This is a genomic window from Paenarthrobacter sp. 2TAF44 (assembly GCF_052114885.1).
Lineage (GTDB): Bacteria > Actinomycetota > Actinomycetes > Actinomycetales > Micrococcaceae > Arthrobacter.
The window spans coordinates 1-15,626 of record NZ_JBFRFP010000043.1; the positions used below are offsets into that span (position 1 = coordinate 1).

Sequence of the window (15,626 nt, forward strand, 5' to 3'; positions counted from 1 at the left end):
ATCCCTAGTCTCGAAAAAGGGGATGCGTGAATCCGCGCGTCCTGGGTTCCACATTCCTGGAGGAGACATGTCCGACTACCTGCCGGCGTCGAGGGTCACCCGCATCAAGTCCTCAGCCAGCGTTGCGGCCGCCGCCCGCGTCCGCGAACTAAAAGCTGAAGGCATCCCGATCATCGACTTGACCGTCGGCGAGCCGGACTTCGACACCCCTGACCACATCAAGGCCGCAGCCATCGAGGCGATCAAGGCCGGCGAGACCAAGTACACCTCGGTGACCGGGACGCCCGAGCTGCAGACCGCCATCCTGCGCAAGATCGAAAATCACACTGGCCACCACTACGAACCGAACCAGTTGACCGTGGGTGGGGGTGCCAAGCAGGTCCTCTACGTTGCGCTCATGGCCTCGCTCAATGCAGGCGACGAAGTGATCGTCCCGGCGCCGTACTGGGTTTCCTATCCAGACATGGTCCTGGCCAACGACGGCACCCCGGTGATCGTCCCGTGCGGGGAAGATGCAGGCTTCAAACTGACTCCGGGTGCCCTGGAAAAAGCCATCACCCCCAAAACAAAGTGGCTCATCCTCAACGCTCCGTCCAACCCGACCGGCGCCGTGTATTCCCGCGAGGAACTGCAAGCACTCGGAGCCGTCCTTGAGGAGCACCCGCACGTCCTTATCCTCACGGACGAAATCTACGACGAAATCCACTTCGGCGATGGCCGCGTCACCAGTCTGGTCACGGCTGTGCCGGCGCTCAAGGACCGGATCCTCCTGGTCAACGGCGTCTCCAAGGCCTATGCAATGACCGGCTGGCGCCTTGGCTACGGCGTGGGCCCGGCCCCTTTGATCGCGGCCATGAACAAACTGCAATCGCAGACCTCCTCGTGCCCGTCGTCCATCAGCCAGGCCGCGGCCGTAGCGGCGCTCAACGGAGATCAGTCCTTCGTCCGCGACAGTGTGGAGGTGTACCGCAAACGCCGGGACGCCGCTGTCGAGGGTTTGAACGCCATCAATGGGCTTTCCGTTGCTCCAGCGGAAGGTGCCTTCTACGCGTACGTGAACTGCGCGGGCGTCATCGGCAAGACGGCGCCCGACGGCAACGTCATCGAGAACGACCAGGACTTCACGCTTTACTTGCTGGACGCTGCCCGCGTCGCAGTCATCCAGGGTTCGGCCTACGGGTTGGGCCCATACTTCAGGATCTCCTTCGCCACATCGCTGGAGACCATCAATGCCGGCGTGGACTCGATCCGCGACGCCGTTAACGCCCTCAACTGAAGGAACCCGAAATGATCCACGTTAAGACCAAGTTTGAGCGCCCGGCCGCCGACGTCGTTAGCCGCCTCGCTGCCTTTTCCTCGGCGACCATTCACGAGGCACAGGGCCGTCGAGGGGCTTTGAGCTCCAGGATCAAACCGATCGACCGCTCCATGTCGTTCTGCGGACCGGCCGTCACGGTCGCTTGTGCACCGCAGGACAACCTGATGCTCCAGGTCGCCATCCACTATGCGCAGGCCGGCGATGTGGTCCTTGTGAGTGCCAAGGAAATGGCTGAGGCCGGCACTTTCGGCGATGTTCTTGGCAACGCCATGAAGGCCAAGGGCATTGCCGCGATGGTCACCGATTCCGGTGTGCGGGATACGCAGGACCTGATCGAACTCGGCTTGCCGGTCTTCTCCGGCAGTATCAGTATCAARGGCACAGTCAAGGAAACGCTCGGCCCGATCAATCAYCCRCTCGTCTTCGGCGACGAAATCATCTACCCGGGCGACATCCTTCGCGGTGACGCCGACGGTGTGGTGGTTGTCCGCCGTGAGGAGGCCGAGGAAGTCATTGCACTGTCCCAGGCCCGCGACGACCACGAGCGTGAACTCATCAAGCTCTACCACGACGGCGGCAACACCATTGAGCTCTGCGGCCTGACGGAGAAGCTGAAGGCCAAGGGCCTGCTGGTCGAAGACTAACCGTCCGCAATGGGCGGGCTTGAGGGGCTCAGTCGAGTCCGGCGTGTCCGGGGCGGGTGTCCACCAAGTGCCATTCGATGCTGTTGCCGGCGTGGGCGGGCATCAGGCTTCCCTCGAAGACGAACAATGGTTCACCAATGCCACCGGTTGGACGCCAAAAGCCATTTCGTGGGCAGTGAAATCCTGTTCGTGCGCTCATCGTTCCGCGGGTTGGATTCGAAACCCATCCGGTTGTGCTGATCCTTTTCACCGTTGTTTCCTTTGAACTTGCCCGCGGAATCCGTGAGCTGCTTCGAATTTCTTGCTAATTCGATACTAGGAAATTAAAACGCTGCTGAATAAGACCAAAGCTGTCTGTCCGGATAAGTGTTTGTTATGGATGGGCCGGCAACTGGACGGGGTCGGCGCCGTACTTGCTGATGAGTTGTTGATGCAGCATCTCCTTGACCACCAAGAGCACCGCCGAGGCGGCTTCGGACAGTGGCTCGTGGTCTGGAGTGCAGAGGGCGATTTTGCTTTGCAGCCCGGGCTCAACGATCCGCAGCACCTTGAAGTCCTGGTCCGGGAAGAGGGCATCGGCCGCAGACTTGGGCAGGACCGTGCCGCCAAGGTTTGCCTGGATGAGTCTGGTCAAGGAGGGTACGGACTCCACTTCGCCCACCAGGCGGAGCGGTAGCTCGTGATCTGCAAGGCCCTTCTCGATGATTTGGCGCAAAGTGTGGTTCTTCTCCGGAAGGAACAGGCCCACCGTGCTCGCTTCCGCAAGAGTGACTGTGTCCTTGCCGTGGTTGACATCCACGTCAGGGTGGACCACCAGGTGGAGGTCTTCGACGATCATGGTGGTAAATTGCACGCCCCGGATCTTTCCCGGCTCATAGATCAGTGCCATGTCGAGGCGTCCGTTCTTGATGGCCTCGCTCAGGACGCCGCCGAAAATTTCGGTCAAATGGAGCACGATGTCCGGGTAGCGTCGGCCGACTTCGCTGATGATCCTGGGCGTGAGGCTCGACGCCATACTGTAAGGCGCGATCGCGATGGAAACCCTGCCGGAGGGTGCGGCGCCTGAGGTGGCCACGTCCTGCCGGGCCTGTTCAACCAGGCGCAGAATCGACTGGGCGTGGCGGTAGAGGGTGTGTCCCGCTGCGGTGGGTTCAACGCCTTGCTTGCTGCGGATCAGCAGGCGCTGCTTGAGGTCATTTTCCAGCGCAGACACCTGCTGACTAAGGGCCGGCTGGGCAACATGGAGGGCAGCAGCTGCCTTGGTGATGCTCCCGGAGTCAACGATTTGCACGAAGTATGCGAGTTTGCGCGTATCCATGTCTGCCTTCCTGGAGGGGCCACGTCCCCGGGTGGCATGCCATAAGGAAATTCTATCCGGCAGCACTGGGACCCACGCCACAGTACAGGGTGGTGCACGTCATAACGGAGAGCTATTACGGGATAGCTATTAGGTCTTTGTGCAACGTCGTTGGGCGGTGCGAGACTTTTGGAAGAACTTCAGGCCACGATGCGGATTGTAGAAATCGCAGGGTATTCCCTGGAATTTATTTATCCCCTGCGGAGACAGTTGCCCGCTTTTCTCCCTACGAAATAACAATCACGGAAAGAGAATCACGTGAACCCGACAATTGACCTTGTAGCGGATCTCGGAGAGGGATTTGGCGCCTACACCATTGGCGACGACTCCGACCTCCTAGAGATCGTCACAAGTGCCAATATTGCGTGCGGGTTCCACGCCGGTGATCCGGACATTATGGCAACCACTGTTGCTGAATGTGTTCGCCGTGGGGTTGGCATCGGTGCGCATCCGAGCTTCCCGGACCTGCGAGGTTTCGGCCGGCGCGATATGGCCCTCTCCGCCAGCGAGGTTCAGAACGATGTGCTCTACCAGTTGGGTGCGCTCAACGGTTTCGCCGCGTTCCACGGCACCAAGGTCACCCATCTCGCGCCGCACGGTCGGCTCGGCAACCTGGTGGCAGTGCGCGCCGACTACGCCCAGGCAGTTGCGGAGGCGGCAGCGCGGGTGGATAGCGAACTCATCGTCGTGGCGCAGGAAGGCGAGCTGGCCACCGCCGCCCGTGCCGGCGGACTCGGTGTTGCAATCGTAGGTATCGTGGATCGGGCCTACCAGGAGAACGGCACGTTGGTTCCCCGCAGCCAGCCCGGTGCCGTATTGCATGATCCCGCAGAGATCCTGGAGCGGACCCTGCGCATGGTGGTCGACGGGAAGATCCGCTGCGCCAACGGCGTGGACATGGATATCGACGTCGACACCGTCCTCCTGCACGGGGACAACCCCGGTGCCGTCAAACTCGCCCGCTTGATCCGCTCGGAGCTCGTCTCAGCGGGTGTCCGCCTCGCCCCGCTCGCCGAGGTCATGGATGCCAAGAGGAAGGTGGCCTGACATGTCCGTGCTTACAGCGGTCCCCACCGAAGTCTACGAATCCGGAGACTCCGCACTGCGTGTAGTCGCGATCTCGGAGGCAAGCGAAGAGAACTGGCTTACAGTGCATGGACTGGCCCAGTGGCTGGAAAACTGCGGAGCCGAAGGCCTTCACGGCGCGGTTCCCACATACGATTCGGTACTCGTTGAATTCGATCCCATTCTGGTTTCCGCCCGGCAGGTACGGGCATTCGTGAAACTCGGACTGCTTGAAATTGGACGTACGGGAGAACCGGCAACGGCTCCCCGCGAGTTCGATGTTCCCGTGGTCTATGGCGGCCATTACGGGCCGGACCTGGAGCGCGTTGCGCTGTATCAGGGGATTGATACCGAGGAAGTCATCCGGCTCCACACGGAGAAAACGTACACGGTTCGTTGCCTGGGTGCGCCTGCAGGTTCGCCCATGATGGACGGGCCCGCGTTCCCCAAGCCCGTACCCCGCCTCAAAGATCCCAGGCTGAGTGTTCCGGCAGGTGCTGTTGCAGTCGCCGGCCGCCAAGCCGTCATCGCTCCGGCTGTGGCCCCCGGTGGCTGGTGTGTCATTGGCCAAACCCCCTTGTCAGTCCTGAACATCCGCCGGGAACCGTTGGTCCCGTACAAGCCGGGCGACATCCTGCGTTTCCGGGAGATCCATCCCGAGGACTTCAACAATTACGCAGGCCTGGAATTGGAGCCGCTGGAACTGGCTCCGCTGGAGCTGGCTCCCTCGGCATCTGGAGTGCGGCCATGAACGGCGGAATCCTGATCCAGCAGCCCGGCAACTCGGTCGTCACGGACCTCGGACGTACACGCGGCCCCCGTTTCGGGTTGCCGGTTAACGGAGCTTTGGACCAGTACTCAGCCCGAGCGGCAAACATTTTGGTGGGCAATCTGGACAACGATGCGCTGATCGAGATCACGGCCCTCGACTTTCGGATGAAAGCCACCACTGACATCCTGATCGCAGTCACCGGAACCCCTCTCACGTTCACCGTCGCCGGTCGCCCATCGAGCCAATGGGAACCGGTGTCAGTGAGGGCGGGAGAATCAGTGTCCATTCGTCGACTTCATGGCGGACTGCGCGCCTACCTCGCTATCCATGGTTCCATCGAGGCAGACACGCTGCTTGGCAGTGTAGCCCCGGACACCGTGGTGGGCTTTGGACTCCAGCTCAAGGAAGGTACCAGCCTTCCCATCCGTCGGAGCGTGGGGCCGGTACGCCAGCCTTACTTCGACCTCCCCCTTTTCCGGTTGGGCCTTGAACGGCCAACTATGGGATCAGACCTGTCGGTCGACGTGACCGACGGACCGGACATCGCCGAGTTTGGCGAATCCGGTGAACTGCTCTTCACTTCGGAGTACACCGTCAGCGGCCGCAGCAACCACATTGGCCTGCGGCTTGGCGGAGACCTTCCGGAAAGAACCTCCAGCGGTGAGGTGCTTTCCCGCGGCGTGCCAGTGGGCGCCGTCGAGGTTCCTTCAAGGGAAGAACTGCTGGTACTGCACCGGGGACGCGGCGTCACCGCCGGGTATCCGGTACTCGCAGTAGTAACCAGCGCCGGACTGGATGTCCTGGCCCAAGCACGGTCAGGGGACAAAGTCCGTTTTCGGAAAACCACAGTGGCAGAAGCAACTGCCGCCCATCGGCGCTCGCGGGCGCAGCTCGAAACCCTCCGCGAATCCGTCAACACCGTCTTCGGACTCCTCGGCATCGGATGCCGTCCCCAGTGGCAGGACCTACCAGTTGCGGCATGCAGCTAAAGACCCTGTCGTCATACCAGTAGGCGTTGCTACGCTCATCTAGTAAGGAAAAGTCATGACCGCAAGCACCAACACTGCGCCCACGCAGCATGAGCGGCTCACGGGCCGCCAAACCCGCAAAGTTGTCACCGCAGGTTGCGTCGGCATCTTCGTGGAACTGTACGACAACGGCATTTTCGCCTTCATGGCGGGCACGCTGGCGCTCGTCTTCCTGGCACCGGGTAACCCGGACAACGCCCTGCTCTTCGTGTTCGCTGGATACGCCGTTTCGTTCTTCGTGCGACCCCTCGGCGCTGTTGTTTGTGGCTACCTCGGAGACCGGATCGGCAGGCAAAAGCTACTGGTCTTTGTGATCCTCCTGATCAGTGTTGCCACCGCTGGCATCGGCCTCTTGCCGCCATTCGCGGCCATTGGTGTTGCGGCTCCGATTCTGCTGGTTCTCCTGCGTCTGCTTCAGGGCTTCTCAGTGGGCGGCGAGGCTGCCGGTGCCATGACCTTCCTCGCTGAGCACGCTCCTGAGGGTAAGCGCGGCATCATCACCTCCTATGCGCAGATTGCCTCCTTCGCAGCACTGCTCACCGGTACGCTTGTGGCGTTCTCCATGTCCCCCTGGCTCACGCAGGCGGCCATTGACGCAGGTGGCTTCGGTTCCTTCGCATGGCGCATCCCGTTCCTTGTGGCCATCCCCATGGGCATCATTGGTTGGTACATTCGCAAGGCCATTGCCGATACCCCCAACTTCGTAAAGCTCAAGGAAGAGGGCGGACTCTCCAAGAACCCGCTGAAGGAAGCCTTCAAATCCGCCGAGCACCGCCGTGCCATGCTCCTGGCCCTCTTCATCCCGCTCATGAATGGCTCGGGCTACTACGTCCTGTTCTCCTACATGCCCACGTTCCTCAAGGGCAAGCAGCTGAATTTCACCATCGGCGAGGCGCTCCTGGTGACTGCCTGCAGCCTGGTTGTCATCTGCATCGCGATCCCGTTCATGGGTGCGCTGTCGGATCGCGTGGGGCGCAAGAAGGTTATCGCCGGCTCCGCCATCGCCATGGCAGCCCTCGGCATCCCCTCGTACGCCCTCATTGCAACCGGCCAAATGGGCCTGGCAATCCTCGGTGCCTGCATCATGGCAGTCGTCTTCGCTGGACATACCGCAGTCATCCACATCCTGATCGTCGAACTGTTCCCCACACGGGTCCGGTACTCTGCTTACGGCCTCGGCTACAACATCTCGTCCGCACTCTTCGGCGGCACGGCCCCGCTGCTCATGACCTGGCTTATCAGCAGCACGGGCAACATCTACATGCCGGCCTTCTACGCAGTAATCACAGCACTCGGCACGCTCATCGCCGTCAGCACGGTCAAGGACCGGGCCCACGAGCCGCTGCGCGACGCTTAGCAACTACCGACCTTTGGGCTTCTGCGTCCGGCCCAGCCGGATGCAGAAGCACCACCGATTCCCCACGTTTGGAGAACCCAATGACTTTTTCCGACTACACCACGGCTCTCGTCACCGGAGCGTCAACCGGAATGGGTGCAGCCATTTCCGAACGACTCGCCAAGCGCGGCCTGACGGTTCACGCCGTGGCCCGCAACGAGGAACGCCTTGCCGAATTGGCCGACCGCACCGGGGCGATCCCGCACGTAGTGGACCTGACCAACACAGCCGCGCTGGCCGCCGTCGTGAATGACCTCAGCGTGGACGTCCTGGTGAACTGCGCCGGGGTTTCCCGGCCGGGGAACATTCTGGACTCGTCCGAAGAGGATATCGACGAGCTCGTGGACGTGAATCTCCGCGGTCTGCTTCAGCTCACCCGCCTGGTGCTGCCGGGCATGGTGGAGCGGGACCTTGGCCACGTCATCAACATCAGCTCGATCGCCGGCACCTACAACTTCTATGGCCACACCGTTTATCACGCCACCAAGGCTGCCGTGCACCAGATCTCCCGCCAGCTTCGCAACGACACCGTGGGTAAGCGGATCCGCGTCACCGAGATTTGCCCGGGACGCGTGGAGACAGAAATTTTCGGCCGGAATATGGGCGGCACACCCGAGGCCATGGAAGAAGCCTGGAAGACGTACTACGAGGGCTACGAGTCATTGACCACGGACGACATCGTGAATGCCCTGGACTACGCTATCGAAACGCCCCGCCACGTCAACGTGGGCATGCTTGAGCTCATGCCGACGTTCCAGGTACCCGGCGGCCTGACGTTCGACCGGCGCTAAGGCGCCCCTCAGATTCCGGTGATTCACTCCCTCACCGGAAATACAAGCTGGCGGCCGCGTTTTCGCGGCCGCCAGCACCCGTTTAACCAGCTCTCGTTTAGCCAGTAACGCCCGACGGCGCGTGGTTCAGTCCTCGTGCAGTGTTTCTGTCAGGTGATGGGTGGGGATGCGGTCCCGGTCATACGTGATTTCCGTGTAGCCGTGGGGCTGCGGGCGGCCATCGGCGCCCATGTTCACGAACACGATTTCCTCGATGGTCAGGATGCTCTGCCGGGTGATCATGTTCCGGACCTCGGCGCGCATGGTCAAGGAGGTGCGGCCGAAGCGTTTGGCCGTCAGCCCCATCTCTATGAGGTCGCCCTGAACCGCTGAGCTCACGAAGTTGATTTCGGAGATGTACTTGGTGACCGCGCGGCCATTGCCCAACTGGAGGATGGCGTAGATCGCTGCCTCTTCGTCGATCCACTTCAGCAGGCTTCCACCGAAGAGTGTGCCGTTGGCATTAAGGTCCTCGGGCCGCACCCATTTGCGGGTGCGGAAGGTGATGTCTGCTTTTTCCATTTTTCGAGATTATCTGACTACCGCAGGGTGTGCTTGATGTTGCGCGACGCTTGAGTGGTGCTGAGTCTCAGGCGTTTACGCCATCGCCGTGCGGGAGGCGCTGTGGGAGTTGATCCGCTTGGAGTAGCAGTAAGACCCGTTTACGCCGACGTAAGGGCCAAAATTGGGAACTTCGGCGAATCCAGCACTCACGTAGAAGCTCCGTCCATCAGACTGGGCTGATCCTGCCTCAGCTGCTATCACGCTGAAACCGTGTGAGTGGGCCTGTGCTTCGAGCGCGGCCAGGATGGAGCTCGCGACTCCTGAACCCCGCGCATAGGGAACCACGTACAGACGCTTGATCTCAGCTGTGTTCTCGTCCAACATCCTCAGGCCGCCGCATCCGAGCGGTTGTCCGGAGGATTTCTCGTAAGCCACAACGAAAACCGCAGTGTCAGCTTCGGTGGGCGGGGGACCGGGCTCGTGATCCGTTGTTCCGAACCGGGCATCCAGTTCAGCCTGTTGCGCGGCGCGGAGGTCAGCGCCTACCGGGTTCGCCCAGGTGACCTGCCGGATGTTGAGCCGGGGGTTGGTCTGCATCAATGCCTCATTTCGCTTGGTTTCGCTGAGGTGTTTATGCGTCTTAAGCCTAGGAAGCTGTGGTTACCGCCGTGTTTCCTGCGCGTAAGCTTCGGGAGAATTGCTGAATTTCCTGCATTGCGGGGCCTGCTCTGCGCACTTTCGGGTGGATTTGGCGCGCAGAGCGGGCCTCACAACGCCTCGCCCGTTGGGTCCTCGGCCGTCTGGTCTGCCAAGGCGAGCCCACCCACGGGAATCTGGTCCCAGTGCAGCACGCGCCAGCCTGAATCCGGATCGCCTTCCAGCGCCACGATTCCCGTATTGGGCAATTGATGGGTCTCAGCGAAGAGAGTGTCGATATCCTCGGCCCTGCGACCTGCCCAGCAGCGGATTGCGGCTCCATGGCTGACAATGGCCGCCGTCGAATGGCCCGCGGCCGCGACCTTTTCCACCGAGGCATCGAAGCGGGCAAAGAAGTCGTGGCCGTTGAAGGCGCCCGGCATGCGAACGTCGAGGTCGCCGTCGGACCAGGCGAACACCGTGCTCATGTACCGCAAATGCGATTCATGATCCGTCTTCTTCTCCAACGAACCAGCTTCAATCTCATGGACGCCGTTCAGGATTTCCGGTTCCAGTCCCGTGGCCTTGGCGAGCGGTATCACCGTCCGCTGGGTCCGGAGCAGCGTGGAGGTATAGAGGGCCTGAATCGACTCATCTGCAAGAGCCTCTGGCAGGGCGGCCGCTTGCCGCTCGCCGAGCTCCGTCAGTCCCGGGCCAGGAAAGGCCGTATCCAGTTGGCCAGCAACATTGCCGGGGGTTTGTCCGTGCCTGATCAGTAGGAGCTTCATGGGTGCTCCGCTCCTTACGTTGTTGCCTTATCTGTCCTGGCCGCGCGTTCCCGCCCAGTTGGTTCCAGCCAATCAGCGGTGAACGCGAGCGAACGCCCCGACACGCCGTTTCTCCGCACCTGGAAGAGTGTGGCTCGGTGACGAAGTGGGCAGGAAAGCGCCAGGGGCCCGCCGACGGCGGGCCGAGGCACCAAGCCCCGGCCCGCCGTCGTCGAGCGTTGATTGCTACTTCAGGTGGTCCACCAATTTGTCAGCGATACCGGTGTACTTGCCCGGGGTGAGAGCGAGCAGGCGGGCTTCGGCATCGGCGGACAGGCCGAGCCCCTGCACGAACTCCTGCATCCGGGCGCCATCTACGCGCTGGCCCCGGGTGAGGTCCTTCAGGCGCTCGTAGGGGTTTTCCATACCTTCCACGCCGGCGATGGCTTCAGCTCGCATGACCATCTGGATGGCTTCGCCCAGGACTTCCCAGTTGGTGTCGAGGTCGCCGGCAAGGACTTCCTCGGCGACGTCGAGGGCCTTGAGGCCCTTGGCGACATTGGAAATTGCCAGGAGGGAGTGACCAAAGGCGACGCCGATGTTGCGCTGTGAGGAGGAGTCCGTGAGGTCGCGCTGCCAGCGGGAAGTAACCAGCGTTGCGCCCAGGGTGTCCAGCAGGCCGTTGGAGATTTCCAGGTTGGCCTCGGCGTTTTCGAAGCGGATCGGGTTGACCTTGTGCGGCATCGTGGAGGATCCGGTGGCGCCAGCAACGGGAATCTGGCGGAAGTAGCCGATGGAGATGTAGCTCCAGATGTCCGTGCAGACGTTGTGCAGGATGCGGTTGAAGCGGGCAATATCGGCGTAGAGCTCTGCCTGCCAATCGTGGCTTTCGATCTGCGTGGTGAGCGGGTTCCAGGTAAGGCCCAATCCTTCGACGAAGGTCTTGGCAACAGCTTCCCAGTCGGCACTCGGGACGGAAGCAACATGTGCCGCGTATGTGCCCGTGGCGCCGTTGATCTTGCCGAGGTATTCGGTCTTGGCGATCCGTGCCAGCTGGCGGTTCAGGCGGTGCGCGATGACCGCCAGTTCCTTGCCGAGCGTGGTGGGTGTGGCGGGCTGGCCGTGTGTGCGGGACAGCATTGGCACGGAGCGGTTGGCTTCGGCCATGGCCTCGATCTGCTGGACCAATGCGGTGGCGTTGGGGAGCCACACATCCTCTACGGCGCCCTTGATACCAACGGCGTAAGAGAGGTTGTTGATGTCCTCTGACGTGCAGCCAAAGTGAACCATGGCTGTGAGGTTTTCGATGCCAATCGCGGGCAGGCGGCGGCCGATGTAATACTCCACTGCCTTGACGTCGTGGACGGTGACTGCCTCGATCTCGGCGAGTTCGTTGACTGATGCGGCATTGAATTCGGTGACGATGGAACGGAGCTGCGAAATCTGCTCGTCCGTCAGGGGACCCGCGCCGGGCAGGACCGACTGGCTGGTCAGGTGGATCAGCCACTCAACCTCTACGTGAACGCGATCGCGGTTCAATGCGGCCTCGGACAAGTAATCAACGAGGGGCGCGACGGCGGCCCGGTAGCGGCCATCGAGGGCGCCAAGGGCGAGGGGTTCGGAAGCGAGGGACACGCGAGGGGATTCAGCCATGGGGCCTATTCTTTCATGTTCCGTGGAGGCGCCCGAGTTGGTGACTTGGCTATGTGGACAGCGGCCTGCGTTATCCACATAGCCGACGGCGGCGCTTCCGCCCGGTTCCCCGGCTCCGTAGCGTCGTACCTACCGATCAGCAGAACAATCAATGGAGTACACGGACATGAGCGTCGGCTTGATGCCTGCAGCCAACCCACCCACCTTCGATCCCCTGGAGTGCGCCTCTCGCAGTCACGAAGTCCAGAGGCTCGCTTGGCGAATTAAGGCCTCCGTGGATCAGACGGACTCTGTGCTGACATCCTTGCGGCGGACCCAGTTGGAAGAGTGGCAGTCGCCGGCCGGAAGTGCTTACAGGACAACTATTGCTCTTCACGCCTCAGCACTGATGCGAGCACGGGAATCACTGGAAGATGCGGCCGCCTCGGTTCTCCGTCATTCACAGAACGTCGCCGTCTCCGATGGGAGGGGGCACTGATGGCTGATGTTGCTCCTGTTGGTGGGGGTTCAGCCCCTCAACCTATGGCCCCGGCCCCGGATGGGATCCTCAGCATCCGTGGGGGAGTGGGCGGAATGTCCTGCCAGTTGGAAGAGCTCCTGCGTGGAGCCGCACTCCTTGATGACTTGGTTCAGCAGTTGATTGGTGTGGAAGAAGAAACCCGCAGGGTGCAGGCTGATTTGGGGCCTTACCTCTTCGACTCGTACGCCTCGGGGTGTGCCGCAATCGATGCGGTGGCTGAAAGCGGTCAAGACGTAGGCAGGGTGCGTCAGGAATTGGTTGGTGTCAGCGCCAGTGTGCGTTCCAGTCATCACGATTACCTGCAAACAGAGGCCAAAAATCAGTTCCCGCGGATGTTGAGGTTTGAAGAGATGAAGATGTCAGGTATCCCCTGGGTACCTGGCCGGGACATGATGCACAATGTCGTCACAACCATCATTCCGCCAGGTATGGAGGCGCGGGACATCATGCGGGGACTGCTGGAGTCGCCCCTGGTTCCAGCACTGAGGCCGCGTCCGGTGAGCATCGAGAAGATGGACGAGTCGATCGAGCAAGTGGATCCATCCATGGCACAGATCATCCGCAGACTCGAGAAACTGCATGCCCGGGACGATGGAGAAATTGAGATTATCCAGCTCGACCACGATGGCTCGTCGTCGTGGATGGTGTTGATTCCGGGAACACAACCCAAAGCACCGGTTACAAATCCCTTCGACATACCGGGTGTTGGTGAAGCCATCGGCTACGACTCTCAAGAAGTCGTGCCAGCCATTGGTCAGGCGTTGAGGGAAGCCGGCGCTGAGGCCGGTGACCTGGTGGTAGCAGTCGGGCACAGCCAAGGAGGCGCGCACGCCATGAACCTCAGCCAGAACAAGGCATTCCTCAGCGAATTCGACCTCAGGTATGTCCTGACGGCTGGGGCTCCAGTTGGCGGTATTAGCTCCAAACCCGGAATTGCTGCGTTGCACCTGGAGCACATCCAGGACGCGGTCGCGGGTGCGGATGGCGGGGTGAACCCGGATACCACGGACAGGGTTACGGTAACGCTGAACAATGAAGTCAAAACGCCAGAGGGGGAAGACCACGGCCTGGGACCCGGTCACCGACTGGACAACTACGCCGCGGGCGCCGAATTGGTCATGGCGAGTAAGGATGCCTCCCTTGCAGCTTCTACGGCAGTGTTCGCGGGTGTTGTGGGTGTGGGAGGCGCGGCAAAGGTGACGCACTTCAAGCTGGAACGGTCACCCTTGCCGGACAAGAGGCCGAGCCTGCGGAACCCCGACCTTCCCGAGACGCGATCCGTGGCCGGGGCTCGGTAAGTACAGCGCAATGGTGACTGCAGTGCCAATGGTTAGCGCAGCGCCAACAGTGAGAACAGGCCCAGCGCCGGGAACTGCATCTAGCGTTTGCGGGCCCCGGGGATCAGGCCGGCAACCACGCTGATGATGCTGATGATGATCGAGGCGAGGATGGCTGTCCAGAAGAACGAGTCAATAGTGAGGTGCACAGGCGTGAAGCTGCTCAGCCACGCTGTCAGGTACAGCATTGCCGCATTGATGATGATCGTAAACAGCCCCAGGGTCAGGATCGTCACGGGGAGGGACAGAATCTTGACCAGCGGGCGGACGAACGCGTTGACGACGCCAAAAATCAGGCCGATGAAGAGGTACGCCAAGACGATCCCCGCTGCATCCGCGCCTTCAGTGATCCCGGCGTTGGCTGCCGCCTTTTCAGTGGCAGAGGAAGAGATCTCCAGTCCATCCAACAGCCAGCTGGCGATCCACAGAGCCAGGCCGTTGATCAGGACGCGAACGATGAATGAACCCATGCGCCCATGCTTTCATACTCGTCTGTGGCTCGGCTGGGACATCACTATGGAAAGGCAACTGGATGAGGATGAACGTTGGCTGCCGAACATGCCAAACGCCACAAGGGTGCAAGTAGGCTTGAATCCATGACTACTACTGACAACGCACCGGAGGGCGTACTCCCTCGACCGGTCGTGGACAGGCTCCCCAAGTACGCGGCTGGTAAACCCCCCGCTGCGATCGAGGGCCTCACCAGCTACAAATTGTCGTCCAATGAAAACCCGCTGCCTCCGATCCCTGCAGTGTTGCAGGCCATCGCGGATCAGACCGACATCAACCGCTACCCGGACCCCTTGGCAACCAAATTGCGCAATGCTTTGGCCGGCTTCCTGGATGTTCCTGCTGACGACGTCGTCACCGGTGCAGGAAGCCTCGGCGCACTCAATCAGATTCTTGCCACCTTCGCGGGCCAGAATGATGACGGCAAGTCGGACGAGGTGATCTACGCCTGGCGCTCCTTCGAGGCTTACCCCATTTGTGTGGGCCTTGCGGGGGCGGCCAGCGTGCAGATCCCGTTGCTTCCGGACGGCCGTCACGATCTCGAAACGATGGCGGCGGCGGTCACGGTGCGCACCAAGGTGATCTTGCTCTGCACCCCGAACAACCCCACCGGGCCCATCCTCACGGCTGAGGAAACGGAGCGCTTCATCCAGTCGGTGCCGCCCAACGTGGTGGTGGTCATTGATGAGGCTTACCAGGAATTCGTCCGGGACCAAGCCGCCGTAGACGGGATCAAGCTTTACCGGAAATACCCCAATGTTGTGGTGCTGAGGACTTTCTCCAAAGCCCACGGGTTGGCAGGACTGCGGGTTGGATACAGTGTTTCCGGCCCGCAGCTCACCCAGCACCTTCGCGTTACGGCTACCCCCTTCGCCGTATCGCAAATTGCAGAACGCGCAGCGATTACATCCCTCGAGAATTTCGACCAGGTTGTCGAAAGGGTACAAAGCCTGGTGGAGGAGAGGGACCGCGTCACTTCGGGTCTCCGCGCTCTCGGATGGTTCGTGCCGGAGGCCCAGGGGAACTTCGTTTGGTTGAACTTGGGGGAGAACAGCGGCGAGTTTGCGGCGTTGGCAGCCGAGCAGGCCCTTTCTGTCCGGGCCTTCGGTAATGAGGGAGTCCGGGCCAGCATTGGCGAAGTGGAAGCCAATACAAGGTTCCTGAAACTCTGTGCAGGTTATACAAAGGCTCCGCACAGTTCCTAGCGGTTAACAAATGCGCCTACGCTACTTACTGCCGATAAAGTAAGGACGAAAGCCAAAATATATGCCCGTTCCGGAATGCATTCC

The 15,626-nt window shown here is 61.3% G+C and carries 16 protein-coding genes; 9 read left to right on the top strand and 7 right to left on the bottom strand.

Annotated elements, in window-relative coordinates; all coding sequences use genetic code 11:
- The first annotated feature begins 67 nt into the window (after positions 1–67).
- Both AB4Z15_RS24360 and AB4Z15_RS24365 read left to right on the top strand, forming a co-directional pair.
- Positions 68–1,276 (top strand): aspartate transaminase, encoded by a 1,209-nt coding sequence (locus AB4Z15_RS24360; protein WP_442019309.1) that lies wholly within the window; start codon positions 68–70, stop codon positions 1,274–1,276.
- 11 nt (positions 1,277–1,287) lie between these two features.
- Positions 1,288–1,962, top strand: a complete 675-nt coding sequence (locus tag AB4Z15_RS24365; protein WP_442019310.1) for a 4-carboxy-4-hydroxy-2-oxoadipate aldolase/oxaloacetate decarboxylase — start codon at positions 1,288–1,290, stop codon at positions 1,960–1,962.
- A 28-nt stretch (positions 1,963–1,990) separates the two neighbouring features.
- On the opposite strand, the gene AB4Z15_RS24370 is transcribed toward AB4Z15_RS24365, so the two are convergent.
- Entirely contained in the window at positions 1,991–2,212 is a 222-nt protein-coding gene (locus tag AB4Z15_RS24370) for a hypothetical protein (protein ID WP_442019311.1), read from the bottom strand.
- Positions 2,213–2,335: 123 nt separating this feature from the next.
- The gene (locus tag AB4Z15_RS24375) at positions 2,336–3,280 is read right to left on the bottom strand and encodes a LysR substrate-binding domain-containing protein (protein ID WP_442019312.1); all 945 of its coding nucleotides are present in this window, start codon (positions 3,278–3,280) and stop codon (positions 2,336–2,338) included.
- A gap of 297 nt (positions 3,281–3,577) precedes the next feature.
- Here AB4Z15_RS24375 and AB4Z15_RS24380 point away from each other — a divergent pair, with 297 nt between their 5' ends.
- The 5 genes from AB4Z15_RS24380 (at position 3,578) to AB4Z15_RS24400 (ending at position 8,371) form a co-directional block, all read left to right on the top strand.
- Complete coding sequence (locus AB4Z15_RS24380) at positions 3,578–4,366, top strand: LamB/YcsF family protein (RefSeq protein WP_442019313.1); 789 nt, start codon at positions 3,578–3,580, stop codon at positions 4,364–4,366.
- A 1-nt stretch (position 4,367) separates the two neighbouring features.
- Positions 4,368–5,135, top strand: a complete 768-nt coding sequence (locus AB4Z15_RS24385) for a 5-oxoprolinase subunit B family protein (RefSeq protein WP_442019314.1) — start codon at positions 4,368–4,370, stop codon at positions 5,133–5,135.
- Entirely contained in the window at positions 5,132–6,145 is a 1,014-nt protein-coding gene (locus AB4Z15_RS24390) for a biotin-dependent carboxyltransferase family protein (RefSeq protein WP_442019315.1), read from the top strand. The genes AB4Z15_RS24385 and AB4Z15_RS24390 overlap by 4 nt, the downstream gene beginning before the upstream one ends.
- A gap of 55 nt (positions 6,146–6,200) precedes the next feature.
- Positions 6,201–7,541: an MFS transporter gene (locus tag AB4Z15_RS24395; protein WP_442019316.1), complete on the top strand. Its 1,341-nt coding sequence runs from the start codon at positions 6,201–6,203 to the stop codon at positions 7,539–7,541.
- 80 nt (positions 7,542–7,621) lie between these two features.
- A complete protein-coding gene (locus AB4Z15_RS24400; RefSeq protein ID WP_442019317.1) occupies positions 7,622–8,371 on the top strand; it encodes an SDR family oxidoreductase in 750 nt (249 codons plus the stop codon).
- 126 nt (positions 8,372–8,497) lie between these two features.
- On the opposite strand, the gene AB4Z15_RS24405 is transcribed toward AB4Z15_RS24400, so the two are convergent.
- The 4 genes from AB4Z15_RS24405 to purB all read right to left on the bottom strand — a co-directional run bounded on the left by AB4Z15_RS24405 (position 8,498) and on the right by purB (position 11,970).
- Entirely contained in the window at positions 8,498–8,932 is a 435-nt protein-coding gene (locus AB4Z15_RS24405) for an acyl-CoA thioesterase (protein ID WP_224093181.1), read from the bottom strand.
- A gap of 75 nt (positions 8,933–9,007) precedes the next feature.
- A complete protein-coding gene (locus tag AB4Z15_RS24410) occupies positions 9,008–9,511 on the bottom strand; it encodes a GNAT family N-acetyltransferase (protein WP_442004403.1) in 504 nt (167 codons plus the stop codon).
- A 170-nt stretch (positions 9,512–9,681) separates the two neighbouring features.
- A complete protein-coding gene (locus tag AB4Z15_RS24415; RefSeq protein ID WP_442019318.1) occupies positions 9,682–10,338 on the bottom strand; it encodes a histidine phosphatase family protein in 657 nt (218 codons plus the stop codon).
- Positions 10,339–10,563: 225 nt separating this feature from the next.
- On the bottom strand, positions 10,564–11,970 hold the full coding sequence (gene purB / locus AB4Z15_RS24420) for an adenylosuccinate lyase (RefSeq protein WP_442019319.1): 1,407 nt from the start codon (positions 11,968–11,970) through the stop codon (positions 10,564–10,566).
- Between the two features lie 477 nt (positions 11,971–12,447).
- On the opposite strand from purB, the gene AB4Z15_RS24425 reads away from it, so the two are divergent.
- Entirely contained in the window at positions 12,448–13,788 is a 1,341-nt protein-coding gene (locus AB4Z15_RS24425) for a hypothetical protein (protein WP_442019320.1), read from the top strand.
- 80 nt (positions 13,789–13,868) lie between these two features.
- On the opposite strand, the gene AB4Z15_RS24430 is transcribed toward AB4Z15_RS24425, so the two are convergent.
- Positions 13,869–14,297, bottom strand: a complete 429-nt coding sequence (locus AB4Z15_RS24430; RefSeq protein WP_442004407.1) for a phage holin family protein — start codon at positions 14,295–14,297, stop codon at positions 13,869–13,871.
- A gap of 126 nt (positions 14,298–14,423) precedes the next feature.
- Here AB4Z15_RS24430 and AB4Z15_RS24435 point away from each other — a divergent pair, with 126 nt between their 5' ends.
- On the top strand, positions 14,424–15,542 hold the full coding sequence (locus tag AB4Z15_RS24435) for a histidinol-phosphate transaminase (protein ID WP_442019321.1): 1,119 nt from the start codon (positions 14,424–14,426) through the stop codon (positions 15,540–15,542).
- The last annotated feature ends 84 nt before the right edge of the window (positions 15,543–15,626 follow it).